The organism is Novosphingobium sp. 9, assembly GCF_025340265.1.
Taxonomy (GTDB): domain Bacteria; phylum Pseudomonadota; class Alphaproteobacteria; order Sphingomonadales; family Sphingomonadaceae; genus Novosphingobium.
Map to the genome: position 1 here is coordinate 1,948,346 of NZ_CP022707.1, position 24,690 is coordinate 1,973,035.

Below are 24,690 nucleotides of genomic sequence, written 5' to 3' on the forward strand. Positions count from 1 at the left end.
TGTGGCATGCCATGGTCGAAAGGATCGAGGAATGGTGGTGCCCCGCCCCTTGGCGCGTCTCGGTGATCGAGCAGGACCACCGCCCCGGCGGCGCCTTGCGGATGACGATGCACGGGCCGGACGGAGAGACGATCCCGCAGGACGGCCTCTATCTCGCCTTCGAGCCCGGCGTGCGCTTCGTCACCACCGATGCGATCACCTCCACGCTGCACCCTGCCGGACCGTTCATGATCGGCGTGTGGGAAATCGCGCCCGAGGCCGAGGGAACGCGCTACACCGCCAGCGCCCGCCACTGGCGCGCCGAAGACCGCGACGCCCACGAAGCGATGGGCTTCACCCCCGGCTGGACCGCCGCCGCCGAGCAGCTTGCGAAGCTGTGCGAGGGGTGAGGCTGGAAGCGGCGCAGGCGAATTTGGATGGTTCGTCTGTAAGCGCCCCCTTGCGGACATTCCGCATGCATGGATCGGTCCACGGATGGGTTTAACCGCACGATTGGGCGTAGGCGAGACGCTGGGTGACCGAGTAATGAAGGTCGACCATGCTGGAGAGCACGGGGCAATTTGCATCTATCGTGCACAGCGCTGGCTGGCGCGCTGGCGAGCACCTGAAATGGTGCCTGAGCTTGAGCACTTCCTTCGGCACGAGAGAGGGCACCGCGCACTGTTTGATGCCGAGTTGCAACGCCGTAACAGGCGTCGTTGTCGAAGCTATCATTGGTGCGGAATTGGGGGCTTCATCCTCGGAGGTGTCACAGGGTTGGCCGGTCGCAATGCGATAGCGGCAACCACCGTAGTCATCGAACGGGTGGTGTTACACCACATGCATGAACAGCTACGCGTATTAGAAAATGTCGATCTGCATGCGGCGGCAACCTTGCGCTGCGTTATCTCGGAAGAGCAGGAGCATCACGACCTCTCCGTTAGGCGGCTTGGCAGAAGCCTGTTCTGGCCCAAGCTGATAGACCCGATTGTCTCCGCATCAACGGAAGCAATCATCTGGCTTGGGATGCATTTATAGGCCTTGCCCTAATGGCAATTTCCCACCCTTCTTCGTCATTCCCGCGAAGGCGGGAATCCAGAAACGACCTCACGATAGAAAATACCTTCGTCCACGCATTGGCGTCAGACGGTACGCTCTACACCGGCAGCACTTTTAAACTGATCCAATACAAGGGGATCGAGATATGGCACCGGTGCCGGACATCCCGGCTGATCGAAGCTGGATTCCCGCCTTCGCGGGAAGGACGAAGATTGGGTACTTGATGGTCTGGTAGCTATCCAAACTCAGCGAACACCAGCTTACCCGCGCCGCTTACGCCTCGGCGCGGAAAGCCGCTGCGCCGCGCAAGGTCTGATACGCCTCAACCACCTGCTGCAACCGAGCCTCGTGGCTGCGGTCGCCGCCGTTGTGGTCGGGGTGATACTGGCGCAGCAGGCGCGTGTAGCGCAGGCGGAGTGTCTTGCGATCGGCATCGGCTTCGAGCCCCAGCGTTTCCATCGCCTGCCATTCGCCGGGCGAGAACCGCGAGGGGCGCGCTTCGGCACGGGCCATCTCTTCCTGACGACGACGGACATGCGCTCGGGCGCGTCCGCTGATCGCTTCGAGCGGATCGGAAAAGTCCGCCCAGCGCGGCACGCCGTCCACGCCTGCATCCGCCCGAAAGGCGCGCGAATGGGTGTCCCAGCCATGGATCGGCGACTGCGCGCGCAGGATCTCCTCGGCCGCCATGCCCTCGAAATAGTCGTAGCCCGAATTGAACTGGCGCACATGCTCCAGGCACATCCAGCGATAATCGCCCGGCCCGTCGAAGCCGGGTGCGCGGCTGCCCGGCGCCCGGAACTCACCCGCCTCCTCGCAGCCCGGCCAGGAACATTCGCGTCCGGCGGTGCGATGGCGTCCATGAAATCTGTCGTGTCTCATCACCGGCTTCAAGATGGAGGCACTTGGCGCTAAATGAAACCCCATGACCGGACCTCTCGCACAGGAAATGCACGCGCGCCTGACCGCCGTGCTCGCCCCGACCTCGCTCGTCGTCTCCAACGATTCCGCCCAGCACAGCGGCCATATGGGGGATGACGGCAGCGGCGAATCGCACTTCACCATCGAGATCGAAAGCGCGGCCTTCGCCGGGATTTCGCGCCTCCAGCGCCAGCGCATGGTCAATGCCGCGCTCGGCGACATACCCGGAAACCGCGTTCACGCCGTCGCCATCAAGGCCCGCGCGCCCGGCGAGTAGGCGCCAAGGGCAAGCACAACGTACAATATAGAGGCAATCGGGGGCGTTAACCCGGTTGCCCTTTGGCGGGGCCTTGCGTACATGCGCGGGCTATGCCCGAACCGCTGACTTTCGCCGTGCCCAAGGGGCGCATTCTCGACGAGGCGCTGCCGTTGATGGCGCGCGCCGGCGTGGTGCCCGAGGCCGAGTTCCACGACAAGAAGTCCCGCGCGCTCTCTTTCGCGTGTGAGAACAGCGACATGCGCCTGATCCGCGTGCGCGCGTTCGACGTCGCGACGTTCGTGGCGCATGGCGCCGCGCAGGTCGGCATCGTCGGTTCGGACGTGGTGGAGGAGTTCAACTACTCTGACCTCTACGCGCCGGTCGATCTCAAGATCGGGCACTGCCGCCTGTCGGTGGCCGAGCCGGTCGGGCAGGATTCGACCGTGCTGCCCTCACACCTGCGCATTGCCAGCAAGTATCCCAACCTCACCCGCCGCCACTTCGAGAAGCTGGGCGTGCAGGCCGAGGTGGTAAAGCTGAACGGTGCGATGGAACTGGCGCCTTCGCTCGGCCTGTCGAGCCGGATCGTCGATCTGGTCTCCACCGGTCGCACGCTGAAGGAAAACGGGCTGGTCGAGACCGCGCATATCCTCGAAATTTCCGCACGCCTGATCGTCAACCGGGCCGCACTCAAGACTGACGAGCGCGTCGCCGCGCTGGTCGATGCCTTCCGCGAGCTCGTCGCTGCCGAGCCGGAAGTGGCGCTGTAGATGCTGCGCCTTTCCACCCGCGATCCGAACTTTGCCCAGGCGTTCGAGCGTCTGGTGCGCGATCGCCGCGAGAGCGGTGACGATATCGCCCGCGATGTCGCGCTGATCCTTGCCGACGTGCGCAATCGCGGCGACGAGGCACTGGCGGACTACACCCGCCGCTTCGACGGGCACGACCTCGACCAGACCGGCTGGCGGATCGACGCTGCCGAATGCCGCGAGGCTTTCGATGCGCTCAAGCCCGATCTGCGCGCGGCGCTCGAACTCGCGGCCCAGCGCATCCGCGCCTATCACGAGGCGCAGCTGCCGGAAAACCGCGACTATGTCGACGAAACCGGTGTGCGTCTCGGCGCGATCTGGCGCGGTGTCGACGCCGCCGGGCTCTATGTGCCGGGCGGCCGCGCGGCCTATCCCTCCTCGCTGCTGATGAACGCCATTCCGGCCAAGGTCGCAGGCGTCGAGCGGCTGGTCGTCGTCACCCCCACGCCCAAGGGGCAGGTCAATCCGCTGGTGCTGGCCGCCGCGCATCTGGCCGGCGTGGACGAGTTGTGGCGCGTGGGCGGTGCCCATGCCGTGGGCGCGCTGGCTTACGGCACGAAGAAGATCGCGCCGGTCGATGTCGTCACCGGCCCCGGCAATGCCTGGGTGGCCGAGGCGAAGCGCCAGCTCTACGGCGTCGTCGGCATCGACATGGTGGCAGGCCCCAGCGAAATCCTCGTCATCGCCGATGGCAAGAACGATCCCGAGTGGACCGCTGTCGACCTGCTCAGCCAGGCCGAGCATGACCCAGCTGCCCAGTCGATCCTCATCACCGACGATGCGCTGTTTGCCGATACCGTGGCCGACCGCGTTGGCGTCGAGATCGCCATGCTGCCGACCGCGCGCACCGCGAAGGCGAGCTGGGACACGCATGGCGTGATCATCGAGGTGGAAAGCCTCGACGAAGCGCCCGCGCTCGCCAATCGCCTTGCCGCCGAACATGTCGAGATCGCCACAGACAATCCCGAAGCATTGATGCGCGGCATCCGCCATGCAGGCTCGGTGTTCCTTGGCCGCATGACCCCCGAAGCCGTGGGCGATTATGTCGCCGGGCCGAATCACGTGCTCCCCACCGGGCGCCGGGCGCGGTTCTCCTCGGGCCTTTCGGTGCTCGATTTCATGAAGCGCACCAGCTTCATCCAGCTTGACGAGGCCGCGCTGCAAGCCGTCGGCCCCGCCGCCATTGCCCTTGCCGATGCGGAAGGGCTTCCCGCGCACGCGCGCTCGATCGAATTGAGACTTGGCCTATGACCGCCGCAACTCCCTCCAGCAAGCGCGACCGCGCTGCCGCCCGCCTTGCCGCCGTTCAGGCGCTCTACCAGTTCCAGATGGAAGCGACCCCGATCGCCATCCTTCTCGACGAGTTCCACCGCCATCGCGGCGGCGCGGTGCTCGCCGAGGACGAGAGCGTCAAAGGCGAGACCGCCTTCTTCGACGACGTGGTGAAGGGCACTATCGCCCGCCGCGACGAGATCGACGAACTGCTTTCTTCCAAGCTCGCCGAGGGCTGGTCGCTGCACCGCCTCGACAAGACCATGCTGCAGATCCTGCGCGCGGGCTCCTACGAGCTGATGGCGCGCGCCGACGTGCCGATGGCCGCAGCGATCAGCGAATATGTCGACGTCGCCCATGCCTTCTTCGACGAGCGCGAGGCAAAGTTCGTCAACGGCGTGCTCGACGCGGTCGGCAAGTCGGTTCGCTGAATTTGCGGATCGCTGCTCGGGAATTGATGCCATGAGCGGCGAATTCGCCTTTATCGACGCCCTGCGCGCCATCGCCACCGACCCTGCCGCGCGCGGGCTGTCGGACGATGCCGCCGTGCTGCCGCTCGGCCATGGCCAGCTGGTGCTGACGATGGACACCATCGTCGAGGGCGTCCATTTCCTGCCCGACGATCCGCCCGAAACGGTGGCGTGGAAGCTGGTGGCGGTGAACGCCTCGGACCTCTCCGCCAAGGGCGCCGGGCCGCTCGGCTGCCTGACCTCGCACGCGCTGGGCGCGCCCGAATGGGATGCCCGCTTCGTCGAGGGGCTGGGCCTTGCCTGCCGCCACTTCGGCCTGCCGGTGCTGGGCGGCGATACCGTGCGCATGCCGCAGGGCTCCGCACGCAGCTTCTCGCTGACCGCGCTGGGTCTGGTCGAGGGTGGCGTTCCGGTGCCCTCGCGCTCGGGGCGCAGGCCGGGGACGGGCTGTGGGTCGCGGGGGCACTGGGAGACGCTGGGCTATGGCTGGGTCATCGCCTTGGCCTCGATGGTTTCGACGCCGCCGAGACCGCGCACCTGCCCGAAGCGCTGTGCGAAGCCTATCGCCGCCCGACGCCCGACGGTCGCCTCGGACCTACCCTTGCCCCGCATGTCAGCGCGATGATGGACGTGTCCGACGGGCTGCTGGTCGATGCCGCGCGCATGGCCGAGGCCAGTGGCGTGGGCGTGACCGTGGACCTCGCGCGCCTGCCGCTTTCGGTGCCGTTTCGCGCCATCGCCGGAGACAGCCGCGAACGCCGCCTCTTCGCCGCGACGGCGGGTGACGACTACGTACTGCTGTTCACCGCGCCAGCCGCCAATGAACCAGCGCTATTGGCCGAAGCCGATCGCCTTGGTCAGGCGCTCGTCCGCATTGGTGAGGTTGTGGAAGGCAGCGGCATAAACCTGCGCGATGGCGGGGAGACTGTCCCCCTGCCCGCAAAACTGGGCTATCAGCACTAAGCTATAGCCTCGTCAGCCCGCACCCAGCTTGCGGGCGATACGCCAGCCCAGCGCCTTGGCGCGGTTGCGTTCGGGCCAGCGGCCGGGCGCCTTGGGGCTGATCCCGCACTTGCGCAGCAGCCCGTTGAAGGCGCGTGCGTCCGCCTCGGCAAAGCTCCATTCGGAGCGCCAGGTGATCGAGAGCGAGACCGAAGGCGCGGTGCCGTTGCGCACGAAATGCGGGGCCATCACCGGCACGAACACCGCCTCGCCCGCGACGAGCGGGAACTCGCTGCCGCCCTCGTGCAGATCGTCCGACCATTTCAGCTCGCGCCCGCCGCCGGTGTGATAGCCTTCGTGGACGGTATCGGGTGCGAAACGGGCGTTGCCTGCCGGGAACTGCGTCATCGTCTTGGCGCCGCGCACCTGCAGCAGGATGTTGTGCTCCGGGTCGAAGTGATAGGGCGTGACGCCGCCCGCCGAAGTCACGAAGATGAACCCCTGCGTCTTGAGCATCTTTCCGGTCTTCTCCTCGATCGCGGGGCGGATTTCGGCGAGGAGATCGCCCAGCAGCGCGGCATAGGCCGGGTCCTGCTCGATATTCTTGAGCACGGCCCACGAATTGGTTGTCTCGATCTCGCGGATGGTCTTGCCGATGGGAATGCCGGTGGGCGCGGGCTTGCCATCGACGCCGAGCGGCTGGTTGCCGAAGTTGTATTCGACGCTGGAAGGCGGCAGACTTTCGGCCAGCGCGGCAAGCGGCTCCAGCTCCAGCAACGGGTGCAGGCCAAGATCGTGGCGCAGGATATGCGGCACTTCGGGGTAGTTCGCCGCGAACAGATCGCGGGTCTCGGTCGGGAACACGCTCATGCAGGGAGATCTTCCGAAGGAGGCAGGACAGGCGCCGCGCGGGCCGTTTCGGCGCGCAGGAGGCGCGTGAACAGGGCACGGCGCAAGGCCCCGCCGATGGCGATGGAATAGCGCCCGACAACGCGGCGCTCGCGCCACAGGTGGTCGATCATCGGGTGATCGGCAGAAGCGCAGCTGTCGGTCCAGTCGATACCGGGACGCTCCAGCATCGCGAGGTTCTCCCGCTGGAGCAGAACACCGGGCGAATAGCGCGCAAAGCTTTCGTCGAACGCGGTCTTGTACGAGAACGCGCCGGGCGATGTCAGGAAGCTGGCGAGCATCGCAATGGGCCCGCCATTGAGCCGCAGCGTCAGCCGTTCGAGACGCCCCTGCCCCGCCGCGCCTGCAAGGCTCTCGACGAAAAGCGCTCGCGTGCCGGGAGCAGAGGCCAGCGCGGAACCGGCCTCGCCTTTCCAGCCCTTGGCTTCGAGTGCGAGAAATTCCTCGCACCATGCCGCGATGCCCTCACCGTCCTCCTGCCGCTCGACGGCGACGTGCCCCAACTCCGACAGGCGCGCGCTCTGGCGGCGCAGTTCCTTGCGTTTCTTGCCGGTCAGCGAGGCTTCGAGATAGGCCTCGGGCGAAAGATCTGAGGCGAGCAGCGCCCGCGCCTCGCGATGGACCACGGCGCCGGGACGGCCCTGTTCCGTCAGCACGGTTTCCAGCGCGTCATGGAGCGGGCCACTCAGCGGCAGGCTGCGCAAATGCAGGAACAGCGATGTGCCTGCGCGGCGATCGGCCCAAGCCAGAAGCGCGCGCCAGAACGCAACCTCGCAGCCTCGCTCGACCAGCGGCGCGCCGAGAAAGCAGTTGTCGTGAACCCAGCTTGCCAGTTGCGGCAAGGGATAGCGGTAATAGCGCGGTGCGCGGATAACCGGCAGCAGCCCGGCCAGACGCCCCTCGACCTCGAAGCGCAGGATCGAGCCCCCTTCCCTCCCGCGACATGGCGCAGCGAGGGCAGCAGATACCAGCTCTCGAAGAAGGGATTGGGCTCCGATGCCTGCCTTGCAAGCGCATCCCATGCCGCAATGTCCCGCTCCATGGACTGCCATGGCACGCACGTCAGCGTTCCCTTCGCGGGCGCATCAGAAGCAATCCGGGTTTGCGCTTGAGGCATCGTCGGGAGAGGTACTCGCTTGGGGACGGGCCGGATATAGCACAGTCCGCTCAAGGAAGTCCTAACGTTGCCAAGCTATGTCGAAAGGGAGCGGAAGCACGCGATCCGGCGAGACATTGCCCGAATGCCCTGCGCAGATCGCGTGCTCCCCCGTTCGGGACGCTCAGGTGCCGCCGGCAAGAGCCGCGAGCAGCAGGAGCGCCACGATATTCGTGATCTTGATCATCGGGTTGACCGCAGGCCCGGCGGTGTCCTTGTAGGGATCGCCGACGGTATCGCCGGTGACGGCGGCCTTGTGGGCTTCGGAACCCTTGCCGCCGTGGTGGCCGTCTTCGATATATTTCTTGGCATTGTCCCAGGCGCCGCCGCCGGACGTCATCGACAGCGCAACGAACAGTCCGCTGACGATCACCCCCAACAGCAACGCGCCGAGAGCCGCGAAACCGTTGGCCCGCCCGGCCACGGCTCCGATCGCGAAGAATACCACGATCGGCACCAGCACCGGCAGCAGCGAGGGCGCAATCATCTCGCGGATCGCAGCGCGGGTGACGAGATCGACGGTGCGGGCATAGTCGGGCCGCACCTCGCGCGTCATGATGCCGGGCGCCTCACGAAACTGCTCGCGCACGTCCATCACCACTTCACCCGCCGCGCGCCCCACCGCGGTCATGCCCAGTGCCCCGAACAGGTACGGCAGCAGCGCTCCCAGCAGCAGGCCGACGATGACGTAGGGGTTCTCCAGACTGAAATCGACCGGGACACCGGGAAAGAACGCTTTGAGATCGGTGGTATAGGCCGCGAACAGCACCAGTGCGGCCAGTCCTGCCGAACCGATGGCATAGCCCTTGGTCACGGCCTTGGTGGTATTCCCCACCGCATCGAGCGCGTCGGTGCGGCGGCGCACATCGTCGTCGAGCCCCGCCATCTCGGCAATGCCGCCCGCGTTGTCGGTCACCGGTCCATAGGCATCTAGCGCCACGACCATGCCTGCCAGCGCGAGCATCGCTGTGGCTGCATAGGCGATGCCGAGCAGCCCGGCGAGCTGGTAGGCGATGACGATGCCCGCCACGATCACCAGCGTGGGCAGCGCGGTCGCCTCCATGCTGATCGCAAGGCCCTGAATGACGTTCGTTCCGTGCCCGGTCTCCGAAGCCCTGGCGATCGAGCGAACCGGGCGATAGTTCGTGCCGGTGTAATATTCGGTGATCCACACGATCAGCCCGGTGATCGCCAGACCCAGCATCGCACACCAGAACAGGTTTGCGACGGCCACGCTGTGCTCGCCTGCCAGCAGCACGACATCGAGCCCGCCCAGCGCCATATGGAAGGTCCAGAGGATCGCCGGGATCGACAGCACGGCGGTCAGCAGGAAACCCTTGTACATCGCGCCCATGATGTTGTCGGAACCGCCAAGGCGCACCGCGAACGTGCCGATGATCGAGGTGACGATGCACACCCCGCCGATCAGCAGCGGCAGCGCCATCAGCGACGCGATCTGCGGGGCGGAACCGAGCAACAGCGCGGTCAGCACCATCGTCGCGCCTACGGTGACGACATAGGTCTCGAACAGGTCGGCGGCCATCCCTGCGCAGTCGCCCACGTTATCGCCCACGTTATCGGCGATGACGGCGGGATTGCGTGGATCGTCCTCGGGGATTCCCGCCTCCACCTTGCCGACGAGATCGGCGCCGACGTCTGCCGCCTTGGTGAAGATACCGCCGCCCAGCCGCGCGAAGATCGAGATCAGCGAAGCGCCGAAGGCCAGTGCGGTCAGCCCCTCGATCACCGTGCGGTCGCTGCCGCCCACGGTATGTCCTCCGGGGCCGATCAGCAGCGCGTAGAACCCGGCGACCGCCAGCAGCGCCAGTCCCGCCACCAGCAGGCCGGTGATCGCGCCGGAGCGGAACGCCAGCGTCAACCCCTGTTGCAACCCGGCCTGCGCGGCGGCGGCGGTACGCACGTTGGCACGCACCGAGATCGTCATGCCGATGAACCCGGTAGCGCCCGAAAGCAGCGCGCCAAGGATGAACCCGGCGGCGGACACCGGGCCCAGCGAAGCCGATAGCACGGCAGCGACGATGATGCCGACGATCGAGATGGTCAGATATTGCCGGCGCAGATAGGCCTGCGCGCCCTCCTGGATAGCCCCGGCGATGGCCTGCATGGCGGCAGAACCCGCTGGCGCAGCAAGCACTTGCCGCGCGGTAACGAGCCCGTAGCCAATGGCCACAAGTCCCAGGACAAGTGCAATCGTGATAAGGTTCACGCCACTCTCCTCTTCCCAAAGATGTTATTTTTATTGTCTTGTGTATTGCCGCCCAGCTTTACCGGTGCGGTACTTCACAGTGCTATAGACAAGCATGACACTTGGCAATGCGGGGACTGTGCAGAAACGGTGGGCAACCCACCTCTATCGTGGTCTGGACGGACTGCGATAGAGGACAGCAGTGCAAGTATCTGAAAGATCGGGCAAGGTGATGCCCTGCCCGACTTGTCCGGTCACTCGGCAGGCGTCTCTTCGAGCGTCAGCGCCTGCGCGATCCAGTCGGACACGGCGTGAAGATCGGGGAGCACGGCACAGGCCAGAGCGCGGGTCTCGTCGTTGGCCGGCACCATGTCCGGCACCAGCAATGCCATGGTGCCTGCACCTGCCGCCGCGCGCAGGCCGTTGGGCGAGTCCTCCACGGTCACGCAATCCGCCGGATCGATGCCGAGCTTCTTCGCCGTCAACAGATAGGGATCGGGGTGCGGCTTGGGATGGGTAACGTGGCTGATCGTCACGATGTGCTGGAAATAGTCGAACAGCCCGGCGATCTTCAGACGTTCCTCGGCATCGGGACTGGTGGACGAGGTGCACAGGCCCAGCGGCAGACCAGCCGCGCGCAGGGAATCGAGCAGTTCCACCGCACCAGGGCGCAGCGGCACGCCCTCGCGCCATGCGGCCTCGAACAGCACGTCGACCTGCCGATAGAACGTTTCGAGCTGGAAATCCTCACCCCACAGACGACGCAGGAGCTTCTCGTTTTCCTCGCGGTGGATGCCGACCATCTGGTGGATGTGATCCTGCGTCAGCACTTGCCCGACAGCCTTTGCGGCCTGTCCAAGCGCGGTATGGAACATCGCTTCGGTATCGAGCAGAGTGCCATCCATATCGAAGATCACGGCAAGCGGGCGGCGAATTGCAGAGGAAGACAGCGGACAGGCTCCTGTCTGGAGAGGGGGACATGGTGCCCCTAACAGAAACCCCGCCCCGGCGCGAGGGCCGGAGCGGGGTCTGCATGGTTCGAAAACCGGTAAGGTTTACTTCGCGGTCTTCAGCCAGGCACCGATCTCTGCCCGCGTGCGCGGGGTGTTCTTCAGGCGCTCCTGCAAACGAGAGAGCGCCTGGTTGATCGGCTTGGCCTGATCGACCGGCAGCGTCTTGGCGTAGGCTGCCAGCTTCCCGACCATCGCCGGATCGTCGTTGTTGCGCACCAGATTGGCCTGGAAGCGCGGACGACCGGCGCTGGAGATCAGCTTGTCGGTCTCGACCTGATGGGCGCGCACGAACTCCCACGCCAGGTTTGAGTGATCGCCCGCGACCGCGACGATCATCTGCGAGCCGCTGGTGGCATCGGGCGTGCCCGAGATCGCCAGATCGAGCGTCTTCTGCGCCAGCGCATCGTCATGGGCTGCGCCCATCGCCGCATAGTAGATCTGGCGTTCGACGATCGAACCGGACTTGGCCGCGAGCGACTTCATCAGCTCCCAGTCCTGCGCCGTGGCGTTCTTGGCCGCGACCGAGATCCACGTCGGCTTGAGCGGGCCGTCCAGCGCATGCGGATCGCTGGCGAGCGCGCTCAGGCGCTTGCGGGCCTCGGCCACAACGGTCGGATCGCCCATCGCGCCGAGACGCCCGATCAGATCGGCACGCAGCGAGGTTTCGACCAGCTTCTCGTCAGGCTTCGCATCGAAGCCGAGCGCCTTGAGGCGCGGGCCGAACTTCGCGATGGCAAGCTTGCGGATCTTGGCCTTGTCCGCCGCATTGTCGACGCTCTCGTAAAGGCCTGCCCACAGCGCGACCACATTGCCTGCCATCACCGGGTCCATGCTTGCCGGAACCGCATTCAGCAGATCGAGGCCGACCGACATGTCCTGATACCCGGCATTGCCGAGCGAAAGATTGTCGCGGATCAGGCCGTACTGATCGATCGAGGACAGCTTGGCGAAGCCCTTGACCAGCCCGGCAATCGCCGTCTTGGGGTAGAGCGTACGATAGTAGCCAAGCTGGCCCGAGTTCACCACCAGCGGACCGCAACCGGCAATCGTCACCGTGTCGGTCTTGCCGGTCATCAGATGCTGGACAGGCTCGCCCTCGCCCGCGCTGAGCAGCAGCGGGATCGGCCAGAGGCTGGTCGTCTCGCCCGTGGTGTTGCGGGTCGAGAATTCGCCCTGCTCAAGCTGCAACGTGGTCTGCCCACCCTTGCACGAGACCGAAGTCACGCGCACCAGCGGGACGCCCGGCTGCGTGGTGAAGGCCTGCGCGATGCGGTTCACGTCCTTGCCGCCCGCCTGCTCGATCGCCGACCACAGATCGTGGCTCTGCGTGTTCGAGAACGCATGCGCCTTCATGTAGCGGCGGATGCCGTCGCGCCAGGTGTCCTCGCCCACATAGTGTTCGAGCATGGTGATGACGGCCTGCCCCTTCTGGTAGGTGATACCGTCGAAGGCCTGCTCCATCTCCGAAGTCGTGCGCACATGCTGGACCACCGGGTGCGTGGTGGGCAGCGCATCCTGCGCCATCGCGCCTTCGCGCCCGTCGATCTGGCCGAGCAGCCAGTTCCAGTCCGGGTTGAAGTGCGCGGTCGCCTTGGCGGCCATCCAGCTGGCGAAGCCCTCGTTCAGCCAGATGTCGTCCCACCAGGCCATCGTCACCAGATCGCCGAACCACTGGTGCGCCATCTCGTGCGCCTGCACCGAGTAGATGCCCTGCTTGGCGGCGGGGCTGGTCAGCTTGGGATCGAGCAGCAGCAGGCGCTGGAAGGTCATGATCCCGCCCCAGTTCTCCATCGCGCTGAAGAACTGCGAGGCGCCCGGCGCGGCCACGTTGTCGAGCTTGGGCAGCGGGAAGCGCGCACCAAAGTATTCGTCGTAGAACGGCAGCACCTGTGCCATCGAATCGCGGGCATAGGCCATCTGCGCTTCGGTGCCCTTCGGCCCGACGATACCGGCCTCGACGCCATCCGCCGCCTTCATCGCGCTGCGCGAGAACTGGCCCGAAGCGAGGAACAGCAGGTAGCTGCTCATCTTCGGCGTGGTCTGGAAGGTCACGCGCTTCAGACCATTGCCGAGGTCGTCGGTCCTGGCGATGGGCATGTTGCCGATCGTCATCTGGTCGGCCGGGACCACGGCGGAGAGATCGAAGGTCGCCTTGTAGCTCGGCTCGTCGAAGCTGGGGATCATGCGGCGCGCATCGGGCGCCTCGAACTGGGTGAACAGACCGCGCACGTCCTTGCCGGTGGCCGGATCGGGATAGTCGAGCACGAACAGACCCGCCGCCTGCGTGCCGATCTTGCCGGTATAGGCAATGTCTAGGCGATAGCGGCCCGCGGCGATGGCGGCAGGCGCGGTGAAGGTGAGCGTCTGCGCGTCGGCATCGGTGGCGACGGTCAGCGCGATGGGCTTGCCCTTCCCGTCGGTCGGCACGAGGCTGGCCTTCGAGACGGTCAGTTCGTTGCCGTTCAGGGTGATGCTGGGGCTGGCCGTAAACACCTGAAGATCGATCGAGGCGGTGCCGGCAAAGGTCAGCGCCTTGGTGTCGGGCACGATGTCGATCCTGTAATGGATCGGACGCGCGGTGCGCGGCAGGCTGGTCGGGATCGCATCGGTCAGCGGCACGATCGCCGTTGTGCCCGGCCCCGGCTGCGGCATCGGCACTTCGTCAGCCATGGCACTTTGAGCGAGAACGAAGGCCAGCGTGGCGGCGGCAACGCCTGCCAGGCCGCGACGGGCGGACGGACGACGAAGGATTGAACGGCGCATGGATGAGTGCTCCCTGGGACTCTTGGGTTTGTGACCGGTCGGGAGGGGTAGTCGCTCTATCCGTTTCGATCCAGCCCGAATATCTTTCGCAGCATCGCGTGAAATTTCGTTATCGCGCAGGACAAGATCGCGCTGAGACCGGGGATAGTGTCACAGTCCCGTCATGCATGCCTGCTTTGGGCAGGAAAGACCTCGTTAATCAACACTCCACACCGGGAGCTTTCGGCATGTTCTGGTTCGTCACGGCGGGATCGACCGCAGCCATCGTGCTGCTGGTAATCTGCCTCCTGCTTGTCCTCGCCTTCGAGTTCTCGAACGGTTTTCACGACACCGCCAATGCCGTCGCCACGGTGATCTACACCAATTCGCTCAAGCCCGTGCCCGCCGTGGTACTGTCGGGCGTGATGAACTTCCTCGGCGTGCTGACCGGCGGCATCGCGGTGGCCTATGCCGTGGTGCATATCCTGCCGCCCGAAGTGCTCAGCCCGCCGGACACGAACCCGGCCATCGGCATGCTGGCGGCACTGCTGGTCTCGGCCTTCGGGTGGAACATCGCAACCTGGGCACTGGGCATTCCCAATTCGAGCAGCCATGCCCTGATCGGCTCGCTGATCGGCATATCCATCGCCTCCTCGCTGCACACCCATGTGCCGCTGAACAACGGCGTGGACTGGAGCCAGATCGTCAAGGTGCTGGAAGCGCTGCTGTTCTCGCCACTGATCGGCTTCGTCTGCGCGCTGATCCTGTTCAATGTGGTCAAACTGCTGTTCAAGGACCGCGCGCTCTACCAGCAACCCGAAGGCGAGACGCCGCCGGTCTGGTGGGTGCGTGCGCTGCTGATCCTGACCTGCACCGGCGTATCCTACTCGCACGGCAGCAACGATGGGCAGAAAAGCATCGGCCTGATCATGCTGGTGGTGATCGGCCTTGCGCCCTTCTCGTTCGCCATCGATCTCGACCGCAAGCCCGCCGATGTCGCCGCACTGGCGCCTGCCGCGCACGAAGCGGCCGCCTTGATCCAGAGCTACGGCGGCTATGACAAGGCGCGGGGCCTGAAGGCGGCGACCGACCTCGAGGCGCGCCTTGCCGGTGTCACCTCGATGCACGACATCGCCCGGCCCGACCGCCCGCATGTGCGCGGCGACGTGACCCGCGTTCAGGCGGCGCTCCAGACCATCACCGAAGATCGCGGCACCACCGCGCCCGATGCCGTCAAGAAGCAGGCCAAGGCGCTCGGTGGAACGCTGGGCAAGACCATCGAATATGCCCCATGGTGGGTGCGCATCCTCTCGGCGCTGTGCCTCGGCATCGGCACGATGGTGGGCTATCGCCGTATCGTCGTCACACTGGGCGAAAAGCTGGGCAAATCGCACCTCGTGCCCGCACAGGGCGCCTCGGCGGAGCTGGTCTCGGCAGTGGTGATCGGCGTTGCGGGCTTCACCGGAGGCCCGGTCTCGACCACGCATGTCGTCACCTCCGGCATCGCGGGCACGATGGTCGGCTCGGGCGCAGGGCTGCGCTGGACCACGATCCGCAAGATCATGCTGGCGTGGATACTGACGCTGCCCGGCACGATTATCATCGCGGGTGGGCTGTACTACCTGTTCACGCTGTAAGGGGAGCCGCGCTCTCGAGTCCCGTCATCCCGGCGAAGGCCGGGATCGCTGGAGGGGAGCGCGTTCATCACAACGATCCCAGCTTTCGCTGGGATGACGGCTTTATGCCGCGCGCAGCTTTGCCGCTTCATCCTTGCGCAAGGTCAGCACTTCCACGCCGTCCTTCGTCACCGCAACGGTATGTTCGAACTGCGCCGAAAGCTTGCCGTCGTCGGTCGTGACGGTCCACCCGTCATCCCCGGTCGAGCAGTGGCGGGTGCCCTGATTGACCATCGGCTCGATGGTAAAGACCATGCCTTCGCGCAGTTTCAGCCCCGATCCGCGCCGACCGAAGTTCAGCACCTGTGGCTCCTCGTGCATCTCACGACCGATGCCATGGCCGCAGTATTCGCGCACGACCGTATAGCCGTTCTTCGCGGCATGACGCTCGATGGCGAAGCCGATGTCGCCCATATGCGCGCCGGGGCGAACCTGCCGGATACCCTCCCACATCGCCTCCTGCGCCACCCGGACAAGGCGCTGCGCTGCCGCCGAAACAGTACCGACCATATAGGTCTTGCTCGAATCGGCGATAAAGCCGTTCTTCTCCAGCGTGATATCGAGGTTGATGATATCGCCCTCGCGGATCACTTCGCGCTCGCTCGGCACGCCGTGGCAGACCACCTGGTTGATTGAGCAGTTGAGCACGTACTTGAAGCCGTACTGCCCCTTGCTGGCGGGGCGCGAGGCAAGGTCGTGGACGATGAACCGCTCGACCATGTCGTTCACCGCCATGGTCGTCATCCCGGCCAGATCCTGCCCGTCCAGCATCTCGAACACCGAGGCGAGCAGCTTGCCGGAAATGCGCATGAGCGCGAGTTCATCGGGCGTCTTCACCATGTCAGGCAGCTTCGCGATCCTGCGAGGACATTCCCGCCACCTGCACTTGCGCAGCCGCCAGCTCCCGGCGGACGATCTCGTTGAACGAGAGCGTGGGATGCGCTTCGGCGAGCATGCCCAGTTTCATCCAGAATTCGGCCTGTGCGTTGATCGAGCGGCACATCACCGCGCTGGCGCGGCGGGCCTCTTCATGCAGGTCGTCGGCGATTTTCACGATGCCCATGGGCGGAAATGTCCTCGATGAATATACGAACCATATATGATTCGTATATTCATCGGTCAATCAGCCATTCGGGTGATAGAAATCGTAGATCGTGCGCGCCACGGTCACGCTGACGCCCGGCGCGCGCTGGAGGTCTTCGAGGCTTGCCGCGCGAACCTTGCTCGCCGTACCGAAATGCAGCAGCAGCGCGCGCTTGCGGGCCGGACCGATGCCGGGAATCTCGTCGAGCGGACTGGCGGTGATCGCGCGGCTGCGCTTGGCGCGGTGGGCGCCGATGACGAAGCGGTGGACCTCGTCGCGGAGGCGCTGGAGGTGGAACAGCAGCGGCGAATTGACCGGCAGCATCTTTTCGCGCCCGTCGGGGAAGTGGAACACCTCGCGCCCCTCGCGCCCGTGATGCGGACCCTTGGCGATGGCGATCAGCGGCACGTCCTCGATGCCCAGTTCCTCCAGCGCATCACGCACCGTGCTCATCTGCCCCTTGCCGCCGTCGATCAGCACGAGGTCGGGCCACATGCCGCTCTCGCGCTCGGGGTCTTCCTCTTGCACGCGCGAGAAGCGCCGGGTCATGACCTCGCGCATCATCGCATAGTCGTCGTCGGTCTGCGCTTCGCGGATGTTGAACTTGCGATACTGGCCGGTGAGGAAGCCCTCCGGCCCGGCGACGATCATCGCACCCAGCGCGTTCGAGCCCTGGATATGCGCGTTGTCGTAGACCTCGACGCGCTGCGGCAGCTCGGGCAGTTCGAGGAACTCGGCCATCTCGCGCCAGATCTTCGCCTGCGATCCGCGCTCGGCCATGCGCCGGTCCAGCGCCTCGACGGCATTGCGCACCGCCTGTTCGATCAGCCGCTTGCGATTGCCGCGCTGGGGCACCGAAATCTCGACCTTGCCCCCTGCCCCTTCGCGAAATGCCTCGGCCAGAAGCTCGGCCTCGGGCAGTTCGCGGTCGAGCAGGATCGTGCGTGCCGGGGGGACCTCTTCGTAGAATTGTCCGAGGAAGCTCTGAAACACTTCCTCTTCCGAAAGCCCCTCGGTGTGGGTGGGGAAGAAGGCGCGGTGCCCCCAATTCTGGCCGCCGCGAATGAAGAAGGCCTGCACGCCGATCTGACCGTTCTTGGCGGCCATCGCGAAGATATCGGCATTGTCCATGCCCTCGGCGTTGATCGCCTGACTGCCCTGGATGAAAGTCGCCGCACGCAACCGGTCGCGCAGCATCGCCGCCCGCTCGAAGTCGAGCGCTTCGGCGGCCTCGGCCATCTGACCCTCGATCTTGCGCTGCACCGCGCTGGACTTGCCGCCAAGGAAGTCCTTCGCCTCCTTCACCAGCTCGGCATAGCCCGCCTCGTCGATCCGCCCCACGCAGGGCGCCGAGCAGCGCTTGATCTGGTAAAGCAGACAGGGCCGGTCGCGCCGCGCAAAGAAGCTGTCGGTGCAGCTGCGCAGCAGGAACAACTTCTGCAGCGCGTTGATCGTGGTGTTCACCGAACCGGCGCTGGCGAAGGGGCCGTAATAGTTGCCCTTGAACCGCCGCGCGCCGCGATGCTTCATGATGCGCGGGAAGTCATGCTCGGCGCGCAGCAGGATGAACGGGAACGACTTGTCGTCGCGCAGCAGCACATTGTAGGCCGGACGAAAGCGCTTGATCAGCTGCGCTTCGAGCAGCAGCGCCTCGGCTTCCGAATTGGTGGTGACGATGGTCATGCTGCGCGTCTGGCTGACCATGCGTTGCAGGCGCGAGGGCAGGCGTTCCCACTGCGTGTAGTTCGCCACGCGATTGCGCAACACCCGCGCCTTGCCGACATAGAGCACGTCGCCGCGCGCATCCTGCATGCGATAGACGCCCGGCTTGGCGGGCAGCGTGCGCACGGTATCGCGGATCACCTCGACCCCGGCCTGAAGGTCGGGCTGGTCCGATCCGCGCACCGTATAGGTCGCGCGATCCTCGTTGAATCGCGCGTGTCCTTGCGGGGTATCCGGCGTGCCGGCGGGTGTCCTTGCCATCCGGTCCAGATAGGGAACATCGCCGGACTTGAGTAGCCCCGGCGATGTTCCATCCGCAGGCTTCTTTAAAACATCTTGCGGAGTTCCAGCCCGACCACCCGGCCCTGCGGCTCCATATAGGCGCGCTGGTAGGCGAGTGGCGTCTCACCGGCCGAGTTCGTCACCTTCTGGCGCGAATCGAACAGGTTCTCGACCACGAACGAGAGGCGCGCATCCTTGAAGAACGGCAGCTTCTTCACGAGCTTTTCCTGCTGACCAAGGTCCATGAACAGGCGCAGCTGGGTGATGAACGTGCTGCCGAAGCGCAGATCGGTGCTGTCCGGCGCGCCGCTGCCGTCGACGGTCGTCGGCGCAGTCCAGGTGCCCTTCAGGCGGAAGCCGACGCCGTTCATGAAGACGCCGCCCTCACCCGTGATCTCGTGCCGCGCTACGCCGCCCGAGGTGATCGCGCCGCCGTTCAGCTGGTCCAGAACCGGCACGCCATCGGCGATCTTGATCGTGTCGTTGAACCGCCAGGTATGATAGATCGACAGGTTCCAGCGACCGCTGCCCTTGGGAGGCGGGCCGAAGCCACCGCCACCGGGGCCACGTCGGCCTCCATTGCTGCCGCCCTTCTGGTCTTCCTGCTTCTTCCCGACATTGCCCGAAAGGTTGAAGCCCCAGCGCAGGTTCGAGCTTTTTACCTCGTCGAACGTCACCGGGCGCTCGTCGATGGTCAGCAGATTACCCTCGGCATCGCGCGTCACGCGATCGGGGAACGCGCCTTCGACGGCGGTGGTCAGCGTCGGGAACGTCTCGCTGACGTTGGTCGAACGGTTGCGGAAATATTCCACCAGCAGGTTCGAGCGGTCGAGGAACGGCAGCTTCCAGTTGGCCGAGAACTTCCAGTCGCGCTGGCGCTCCTTGCGAAGGTCGGGATTGCCGCCGCTGATCACCGTCACCAGCGCCGTGCGCGAATTGGTATAGTCGTAGGTGGCGACGTTGTAGGTGATCGTCTCGGGCGCACCGAGCTGGGTCAGCGTCGGCGCTGCATCGGCGACGATGTAGCTGGCGCCCAGCGTCAGCGTATCGGTCGGCGACCAGGTGACGCCCGCGTTCCAGTTGGTGAGCGTGCCGAAATCGGAAAGCTGGTCGATCCCGCCCGACAGGTTCAGCGAGATGTCGCCTATTGCGCCCAGCACGTCGGCGCTGCGGCTGGTCAGTGGCAGCGCGAGGTTGACGCTGCCGGACACGTCGCCGCGATTGAGCGTGGTATTGCCCACAAGGCTGTTCGACGCCTCGCTCTGGCTGTTGTTGAAAGCGTATCCCGCCTTGGCTGTCAGCGAGGCTTCGCCTGCGGGCATCTCGAACGGCGAACCGTTGATCGTCGCGACGTTGGTCGAGGTGAAGGTGCGGTTGAGCGCGTGGTTGACGCCGCTGCCGGGGACATCCGGAAGCGCACCGTCGATCGACAGTGTGCCCGCCGCCGCCGCATCGACCAGCGAAGAGGTGTCGCGCTTGTTGTCGGTCCAGGTGTCGGCGGTGGTATAGCCGTTGTCCGATGTGACGCTCAGTTGCCATGGACCGAGCGACTTGTTGAAGCCCAGGCCGACCTGGATCTCGTCGGTGATTACGCGGGTTTCCAGCGGGTCGGGCAGCGTGCGGATCGCGGTATCCCCATCGGGATCTTCCAGCGTCACGGTATCGAGACCGGAGAGCGAAATCTTGGATTCGTGCGAATAGGTGACGTTGCCGGTCAACGATCCACCATAGCCCTTCTCGCCCAGGCCCTGTGTAATCGTGCCTTCCAGCGTGAAGACGTGATCCTGCGCGATCAGGCTGCGATACTTCGCCGGATCGGGATCGCCCGAGACGGTCGGCATGATCGAGGCGTCCTCGGTGATGCCGCGTTCGGCATCGGTCAGCATCGAGGTGTTGTTGATCTCGGCCGAGACATTGTAGCGCCGCAGTCCCTCGATCTTGACGATGCCGCCTTCGAACGCGTGGTTTTCGTAGCCACCGCGCGTGGGCACGTTGATCTCGCCCGAAACCGTCGTCGCTGCGTAATGATCCTTGAGGATGATGTTCACCACCCGCTGGTCGGGCGGATAGCCGAAGCGCAGGGCGACTTCCTCGGGCAGCACTTCCATGCGGCGGATCGCCTCGGGCGGAATGCGGCGAAGCTCGCGGAAGCTGCTGATGCGCTGGCCGTTGAGCAGGATCACCGGCGTACCGTCACCACGACCGCGACCGCTGCCGGTCTGCGGCGCGATGGAATCGATCAGTTCGTCGATGGACGATGCGCCATAAGCCGCGATGTCCTGCTCGTCGAACGTCTGGATCGGCGCTTGCGGCGCCACGACCTGTCCGGGAATGCGCTTGCTGACGACGACGATCTCGTTGCCCGTCACCGGCACGTCGATCGGCTTGTCCTCGTCATTCAGGGCCGCCGCCGGGGTCGCGGCCTGCTCGGTGCCCGTGCCTACGCCCGTACCTGTCGCGAACGCGGGATGGCACAGCGCCAGTGCCGACACGGAAATCGCGCCGACGGTAAAATTCCTGTATTTGGGACGCAAACGCTTTCTCCGCCAAGAGCTTGCCCGGTATCCCGCCGGGCCTGCCATGTCCTTCCCGAGCGCGGCTTGCCGCGTCTGCGAAGGGAGCGCAAGCCGGTCTGCACAACCTTTTGTCGCATTCTTATTGCCTGCGGCGAAGATGGCACTCTTTCAATTTTGCGGAGTCGCGTCTATGTGGCGCGCCAACATGCACAAAATCTACGGAAACTGATCGCCCATGGCGAAAGAAGAACTTCTCGAAATGCGCGGCCGTGTGGTCGAGCTTCTGCCCAACGCGATGTTCCGCGTCGAGCTGGAAAACGGTCACGAAATCCTCGGTCACACCGCCGGCAAGATGCGCAAGAACCGCATTCGCGTTCTGGTGGGTGACGAGGTGCTGGTGGAACTCACCCCTTACGACCTGACCAAGGGTCGCATCACCTATCGCTTCATGCCCGGTCGCGGTGGCCCCGGCCCGTACTGATCCGGTGACGGCTGCGAATACCGGGACGGAGTGCACTTCGTCCCACGCACCCGCGCGTCTGCTGCTGGCATCCGCCAGCCCGCGACGCCGCGAGCTGATCGAGCGGCTCGGCATAACGCCCGATGCTGTCGAAGCCGCCGATATCGACGAGACCTCGCGTCCTGCCGAAGCCCCGCGCGCCTATGCCCGGCGTATGGCGCGGGAAAAGGCGCTCGCGCTGACGGCACCCGGCATGCACGTTCTGGCGGGTGATACTGTCGTCGCCTGCGGCCATCGCATCCTGCCCAAGGCCGAGGACGAGGCCACCGCGCGCCAGTGCCTTGCCCTGTTGTCCGGCCGACGTCACAGGGTGCTCTCTTCAGTCGCGCTCAAGGCCCCGATGGCTCGTTGCGCGAACGCCTTTCCGAAACCGTGGTCCGCTTCAAGACGCTGAGCGCGCAGGAAATCGACGCCTATATCGCGGGCGGCGAATGGGACGGCAAGGCAGGCGGCTACGCCATTCAGGGCAGCGCCGAGGGCCTGATCGCCTCGATCAGCGGCAGCCATTCGGGCGTCGTCGGCCTGCCTCTGTTCGAGACGCGGGCGCTGCTGCGCGCGGCGGGCTTCCCGATTGCCTGAGTGGCTGGTCGAGGACGGCATCGGGGAAACCCGCGCCATTCTCGTGCATGGCGACCGGATGCTGGAAGCGCGCTCGCTGTGGCATTCGGGCGCCGATGACCTCACCGTTGGGCAGATCGCGCCCGCGCGCCTGATCGAGCGCCAGCGCGGCACCGCGCGCGGCCTGATCCGCTTTGAAAGCGGTACAGAGGCGCTGATCGACACGCTCCCGCGCGAGATCACCACCGGCGCCACGCTCAATGCCCTCGTCACCCGTGAAGCCATCGCCGAGCAGGGGCGCCACAAACGCCCGCAGGCCCGCTTCACCACGCAAGCCCCGCGCCCTGCACCCGGCCTCGCCGAACGCCTGCGGGAGACCTCTCATCCGGTCCGCACGGTCCGCCGCTTTCCCGATGATCCCTGGCACGACCTGATCGACGAAGCCCGTTCCGGCGAAATCCCGTTTCCGGGCGGCGCAGTGCTCGTCATGCCGACCCCGGCGATGACGCTGATCGACATCGACGGCCACCTTCCGCCGGGCGCGCTGGCGCTGGCGGCGGTTCCGGCGATTGCCGACGCGATTGGACATTTCGAACTGGGCGGCTCCATCGGCATCGATTTCCCGACCATCGAGCGCAAGGAGGAGCGCCGGGCCGTGGACGACGCACTTGCCGCTGCGCTCGATCACTGGCCACACCAGCACACCGCGATCAACGGCTTCGGCTTCGTCCAGCTCGTCGCCCGGCTGGAGCGTCCCTCTCTGCTCCACCGCCTGCACCATGCCCCTGTCGCCGGTGCCGCGCGCGAACTGCTGCGCCGGGGCGAGCATGTCGCCGAACCGGGCGTGCTGGTTCTGACGGCCCACCCGCAAGTCCACGCTGCCAGCCTGCCGGAATGGGACGAGGAACTGGCACGGCGCACCGGGCGTCGCATCCGCCGCCAGAACGATCCCGCACTTGCACTCCATGCCGGTTTCGCGCAGGCGCTGTCGGCATGAGCCCGACCGAACGCAAATGCCCGATCTGCGGCAAGCCCCGCTCGCAGGAGCATACGCCCTTCTGCTCCAAGCGCTGCCGCGACCGCGACCTCCTGCAATGGCTGGAAGACGGCTACGCCCTGCCCGGTCCGGCGAATGTCGAAGATTATCCACAGGATGATTGAACAAGTTTGAAAGCCTGCAAATTTTAGGGTTGCCAACCGGCCACCCCTTCTTCATAGGCCCCTCCACCAGCCGCTCAGCGCTTCCTTTTATGGACTGCTGATGACGAAATGCCCGGGTAGCTCAGTTGGTAGAGCATGCGATTGAAAATCGCAGTGTCGGCGGTTCGAATCCGTCCCCGGGCACCATCGTCCCTTTCAAGGCATGGTATTTCCACAACGTTTTGAAATTCTGACGCTATTCGTCAATGCTTGTCGCACGCTGTGTTCGTGGGGACGCTCCAGCGCTCACGCAAAAACGGGCGCGACATCGAAATGCCGCGCCCGTGTGATCTGTAGCGCCCTGATGCCGCCCGCGTTTGCTCAGAGCAGCGACTTGTCGATGTAGAGCGGCATCGAATCCTCCCACTTGCTGTCGGTCAGCAGGCGCTTGTTGCCGCCATCGGCATCCATCACGTAGATCTGGCCATATTGCTGGAAGGTGTTGTCGTAGAGCGCCGCCTCGTCGCGGAAACCGTGGGCGGAGCCCGACCACATGATCCGTCCATCGGGCGACCACACCGCGTGTGCATCGCTGGCATTGCCGGTGGTGAGCTGCTGAAGATCCGAACCATCGGGGCGGATCGTGCAGATCTGGAAATAGAGCCCGTCCACCTTGCGGGTGAAGACGATGCGCTGGCCATCGGGGACCAGCCCGGAAGGTTATCGAGATCCTTTGTCAGCACGCGCTGCTGTTTCGTATCGAGGTTCAGCACGCGCAGGCCGCGCTCCTCGCTCTCGCCCCAGACGCGGAACACCAGTTCCTTGCCGTCGCCGGAAAAGCTGGGGAACCCGGAATGGACCGTGCCATCGGTCAGGATCTCCAGATCGCTGCCGTCCTTGCGGACACGCGCGACGACCGCCTTGGCATAGGAGCGCTCGGCAAACCACGTCCCGATCCCGAAGGCCAGCCATTCGCCATCGGGCGACCAACAGGGCTGGAATGCGCCTGCGAGCCCCTTCTTGACCATATCGGGATTGAGGCCGGACTTGGTGTTGTCGAACACCACGCGGCGCTGCGAGCCATCGGGACGGCAAGTGACGATCGAGGAATTGCCGGTCTGCTTCTCGGTAAAGGCCATCATGCCCTGGCGCGACAGGATCGGGAACACGTCCATGAAGCGATAGTCGTACTGCGCGTCCCAGCTGTAGAGCGGCTTGTCGAGCTGGCGCACCGGGCGGAAGGCCTGCACCTCATACAGGATCGAGGCGCCATCCGCCGTCCATCGCGGCGAGCGCAGCCCCTCCCGCTTGAAGCCGGGGCGACCGGAAGTATAGGCGATTCCTTCCAGTGGTCCGCCCTTGACGACATAGCCGATCTCGTCGTTGCTGACCCAGTGCGGCGAGACTTTCAGCCAGCCGCCACTGGTATGCTCGACCCGCGCACCGGTCTCCACG

At 65.4% G+C, this 24,690-nt stretch carries 21 protein-coding genes, 1 tRNA gene and 2 pseudogenes; 13 read left to right on the forward strand and 11 right to left on the reverse strand.

What is annotated here, in order from left to right; all coding sequences use genetic code 11:
* The first annotated feature begins 11 nt into the window (after positions 1-11).
* Positions 12-389 (forward strand): SRPBCC domain-containing protein, encoded by a 378-nt coding sequence (locus CI805_RS09715; protein ID WP_260927932.1) that lies wholly within the window; start codon positions 12-14, stop codon positions 387-389.
* An 85-nt stretch (positions 390-474) separates the two neighbouring features.
* Positions 475-1,017 carry a demethoxyubiquinone hydroxylase family protein gene (locus CI805_RS09720; protein WP_260922680.1) on the forward strand — a complete coding sequence of 181 codons (543 nt, stop codon included), beginning with the start codon at positions 475-477 and terminating at the stop codon, positions 1,015-1,017.
* 294 nt (positions 1,018-1,311) lie between these two features.
* On the opposite strand, the gene CI805_RS09725 is transcribed toward CI805_RS09720, so the two are convergent.
* Positions 1,312-1,920, reverse strand: coding sequence for a J domain-containing protein (locus CI805_RS09725; RefSeq protein WP_260922683.1), 609 nt, complete (start codon positions 1,918-1,920; stop codon positions 1,312-1,314).
* Between the two features lie 43 nt (positions 1,921-1,963).
* Here CI805_RS09725 and CI805_RS09730 point away from each other — a divergent pair, with 43 nt between their 5' ends.
* The 5 genes and pseudogenes from CI805_RS09730 (at position 1,964) to thiL (ending at position 5,732) form a co-directional block, all read left to right on the forward strand.
* Positions 1,964-2,236: a BolA family protein gene (locus CI805_RS09730; RefSeq protein WP_260922686.1), complete on the forward strand. Its 273-nt coding sequence runs from the start codon at positions 1,964-1,966 to the stop codon at positions 2,234-2,236.
* A 92-nt stretch (positions 2,237-2,328) separates the two neighbouring features.
* Positions 2,329-2,988, forward strand: coding sequence for an ATP phosphoribosyltransferase (hisG, locus tag CI805_RS09735; protein ID WP_260922689.1), 660 nt, complete (start codon positions 2,329-2,331; stop codon positions 2,986-2,988).
* On the forward strand, positions 2,989-4,278 hold the full coding sequence (hisD, locus tag CI805_RS09740) for a histidinol dehydrogenase (protein WP_260922702.1): 1,290 nt from the start codon (positions 2,989-2,991) through the stop codon (positions 4,276-4,278).
* Positions 4,275-4,730: a transcription antitermination factor NusB gene (gene nusB / locus CI805_RS09745; RefSeq protein WP_260922704.1), complete on the forward strand. Its 456-nt coding sequence runs from the start codon at positions 4,275-4,277 to the stop codon at positions 4,728-4,730. Before hisD ends, nusB begins: the two co-directional genes overlap by 4 nt.
* A 31-nt stretch (positions 4,731-4,761) precedes the next feature.
* Positions 4,762-5,732: pseudogene (thiL, locus tag CI805_RS09750) on the forward strand (thiamine-phosphate kinase).
* A 12-nt stretch (positions 5,733-5,744) separates the two neighbouring features.
* Here the strand turns inward: thiL and CI805_RS09755 are convergent.
* From CI805_RS09755 to CI805_RS09775, 5 genes are all read right to left on the reverse strand, one after another.
* A complete protein-coding gene (locus CI805_RS09755; RefSeq protein ID WP_260922712.1) occupies positions 5,745-6,581 on the reverse strand; it encodes a cupin-like domain-containing protein in 837 nt (278 codons plus the stop codon).
* Positions 6,578-7,642 carry a GNAT family N-acetyltransferase gene (locus CI805_RS09760; RefSeq protein WP_260922715.1) on the reverse strand — a complete coding sequence of 355 codons (1,065 nt, stop codon included), beginning with the start codon at positions 7,640-7,642 and terminating at the stop codon, positions 6,578-6,580. The genes CI805_RS09755 and CI805_RS09760 overlap by 4 nt, the downstream gene beginning before the upstream one ends.
* A gap of 258 nt (positions 7,643-7,900) precedes the next feature.
* On the reverse strand, positions 7,901-10,003 hold the full coding sequence (locus CI805_RS09765; protein ID WP_260922717.1) for a sodium-translocating pyrophosphatase: 2,103 nt from the start codon (positions 10,001-10,003) through the stop codon (positions 7,901-7,903).
* 233 nt (positions 10,004-10,236) lie between these two features.
* Positions 10,237-10,887 (reverse strand): HAD family hydrolase, encoded by a 651-nt coding sequence (locus CI805_RS09770; RefSeq protein ID WP_260922720.1) that lies wholly within the window; start codon positions 10,885-10,887, stop codon positions 10,237-10,239.
* A gap of 150 nt (positions 10,888-11,037) precedes the next feature.
* The gene (locus tag CI805_RS09775; protein ID WP_260922723.1) at positions 11,038-13,758 is read right to left on the reverse strand and encodes a M1 family metallopeptidase; all 2,721 of its coding nucleotides are present in this window, start codon (positions 13,756-13,758) and stop codon (positions 11,038-11,040) included.
* Positions 13,759-13,985: 227 nt separating this feature from the next.
* On the opposite strand from CI805_RS09775, the gene CI805_RS09780 reads away from it, so the two are divergent.
* A complete protein-coding gene (locus tag CI805_RS09780) occupies positions 13,986-15,374 on the forward strand; it encodes an inorganic phosphate transporter (RefSeq protein ID WP_260922725.1) in 1,389 nt (462 codons plus the stop codon).
* Between the two features lie 102 nt (positions 15,375-15,476).
* Here the strand turns inward: CI805_RS09780 and map are convergent, their stop codons facing one another.
* From map to CI805_RS09800, 4 genes are all read right to left on the reverse strand, one after another.
* Positions 15,477-16,253, reverse strand: coding sequence for a type I methionyl aminopeptidase (gene map, locus CI805_RS09785; protein WP_260922728.1), 777 nt, complete (start codon positions 16,251-16,253; stop codon positions 15,477-15,479).
* A gap of 1 nt (position 16,254) precedes the next feature.
* Complete coding sequence (locus CI805_RS09790) at positions 16,255-16,476, reverse strand: ParD-like family protein (protein WP_260922731.1); 222 nt, start codon at positions 16,474-16,476, stop codon at positions 16,255-16,257.
* A 60-nt stretch (positions 16,477-16,536) separates the two neighbouring features.
* A complete protein-coding gene (gene uvrC / locus CI805_RS09795) occupies positions 16,537-18,480 on the reverse strand; it encodes an excinuclease ABC subunit UvrC (RefSeq protein WP_260922744.1) in 1,944 nt (647 codons plus the stop codon).
* 65 nt (positions 18,481-18,545) lie between these two features.
* A complete protein-coding gene (locus tag CI805_RS09800) occupies positions 18,546-21,035 on the reverse strand; it encodes a TonB-dependent receptor plug domain-containing protein (RefSeq protein ID WP_260922746.1) in 2,490 nt (829 codons plus the stop codon).
* Between the two features lie 217 nt (positions 21,036-21,252).
* On the opposite strand from CI805_RS09800, the gene infA reads away from it, so the two are divergent.
* The 5 genes and pseudogenes from infA (at position 21,253) to CI805_RS09825 (ending at position 23,442) form a co-directional block, all read left to right on the forward strand.
* Positions 21,253-21,498, forward strand: a complete 246-nt coding sequence (gene infA / locus CI805_RS09805) for a translation initiation factor IF-1 (RefSeq protein WP_260922750.1) — start codon at positions 21,253-21,255, stop codon at positions 21,496-21,498.
* 4 nt (positions 21,499-21,502) lie between these two features.
* Positions 21,503-22,116: pseudogene (locus CI805_RS09810) on the forward strand (Maf family protein).
* Positions 22,109-23,092 (forward strand): ribonuclease, encoded by a 984-nt coding sequence (locus CI805_RS09815; RefSeq protein WP_260922753.1) that lies wholly within the window; start codon positions 22,109-22,111, stop codon positions 23,090-23,092. The pseudogene CI805_RS09810 and the gene CI805_RS09815 overlap by 8 nt, the downstream one beginning before the upstream one ends.
* Positions 23,089-23,256 carry a DNA gyrase inhibitor YacG gene (gene yacG, locus CI805_RS09820; protein ID WP_260922764.1) on the forward strand — a complete coding sequence of 56 codons (168 nt, stop codon included), beginning with the start codon at positions 23,089-23,091 and terminating at the stop codon, positions 23,254-23,256. Before CI805_RS09815 ends, yacG begins: the two co-directional genes overlap by 4 nt.
* Before the next feature lie 110 nt (positions 23,257-23,366).
* Positions 23,367-23,442, forward strand: a tRNA-Phe gene (locus tag CI805_RS09825).
* A gap of 263 nt (positions 23,443-23,705) precedes the next feature.
* On the opposite strand, the gene CI805_RS09830 is transcribed toward CI805_RS09825, so the two are convergent.
* Positions 23,706-24,689, reverse strand: a complete 984-nt coding sequence (locus CI805_RS09830; protein WP_260922767.1) for a TolB family protein — start codon at positions 24,687-24,689, stop codon at positions 23,706-23,708.
* Position 24,690 lies beyond the last annotated feature (1 nt).

What these genes read in the sequence shown, in the direction of transcription:
- CI805_RS09770 (WP_260922720.1), bottom strand. Translation starts at nt 10,887, where the DNA reads ATGGATGGCACTCTGCTCGATACCGAAGCGATGTTCCATACCGCGCTT.
- CI805_RS09730 (WP_260922686.1), top strand. Translation starts at nt 1,964, where the DNA reads ATGACCGGACCTCTCGCACAGGAAATGCACGCGCGCCTGACCGCCGTG.
- CI805_RS09725 (WP_260922683.1), bottom strand. Translation starts at nt 1,920, where the DNA reads ATGAGACACGACAGATTTCATGGACGCCATCGCACCGCCGGACGCGAA.
- CI805_RS09720 (WP_260922680.1), top strand. Translation starts at nt 475, where the DNA reads ATGGGTTTAACCGCACGATTGGGCGTAGGCGAGACGCTGGGTGACCGA.
- map (WP_260922728.1), bottom strand. Translation starts at nt 16,253, where the DNA reads ATGGTGAAGACGCCCGATGAACTCGCGCTCATGCGCATTTCCGGCAAG.
- CI805_RS09715 (WP_260927932.1), top strand. Translation starts at nt 12, where the DNA reads ATGGTCGAAAGGATCGAGGAATGGTGGTGCCCCGCCCCTTGGCGCGTC.
- yacG (WP_260922764.1), top strand. Translation starts at nt 23,089, where the DNA reads ATGAGCCCGACCGAACGCAAATGCCCGATCTGCGGCAAGCCCCGCTCG.
- infA (WP_260922750.1), top strand. Translation starts at nt 21,253, where the DNA reads ATGGCGAAAGAAGAACTTCTCGAAATGCGCGGCCGTGTGGTCGAGCTT.
- CI805_RS09760 (WP_260922715.1), bottom strand. Translation starts at nt 7,642, where the DNA reads ATGGGATGCGCTTGCAAGGCAGGCATCGGAGCCCAATCCCTTCTTCGA.
- hisG (WP_260922689.1), top strand. Translation starts at nt 2,329, where the DNA reads ATGCCCGAACCGCTGACTTTCGCCGTGCCCAAGGGGCGCATTCTCGAC.
- hisD (WP_260922702.1), top strand. Translation starts at nt 2,989, where the DNA reads ATGCTGCGCCTTTCCACCCGCGATCCGAACTTTGCCCAGGCGTTCGAG.
- nusB (WP_260922704.1), top strand. Translation starts at nt 4,275, where the DNA reads ATGACCGCCGCAACTCCCTCCAGCAAGCGCGACCGCGCTGCCGCCCGC.
- CI805_RS09790 (WP_260922731.1), bottom strand. Translation starts at nt 16,476, where the DNA reads ATGGGCATCGTGAAAATCGCCGACGACCTGCATGAAGAGGCCCGCCGC.
- uvrC (WP_260922744.1), bottom strand. Translation starts at nt 18,480, where the DNA reads ATGGCAAGGACACCCGCCGGCACGCCGGATACCCCGCAAGGACACGCG.
- CI805_RS09775 (WP_260922723.1), bottom strand. Translation starts at nt 13,758, where the DNA reads ATGCGCCGTTCAATCCTTCGTCGTCCGTCCGCCCGTCGCGGCCTGGCA.
- CI805_RS09780 (WP_260922725.1), top strand. Translation starts at nt 13,986, where the DNA reads ATGTTCTGGTTCGTCACGGCGGGATCGACCGCAGCCATCGTGCTGCTG.
- CI805_RS09755 (WP_260922712.1), bottom strand. Translation starts at nt 6,581, where the DNA reads ATGAGCGTGTTCCCGACCGAGACCCGCGATCTGTTCGCGGCGAACTAC.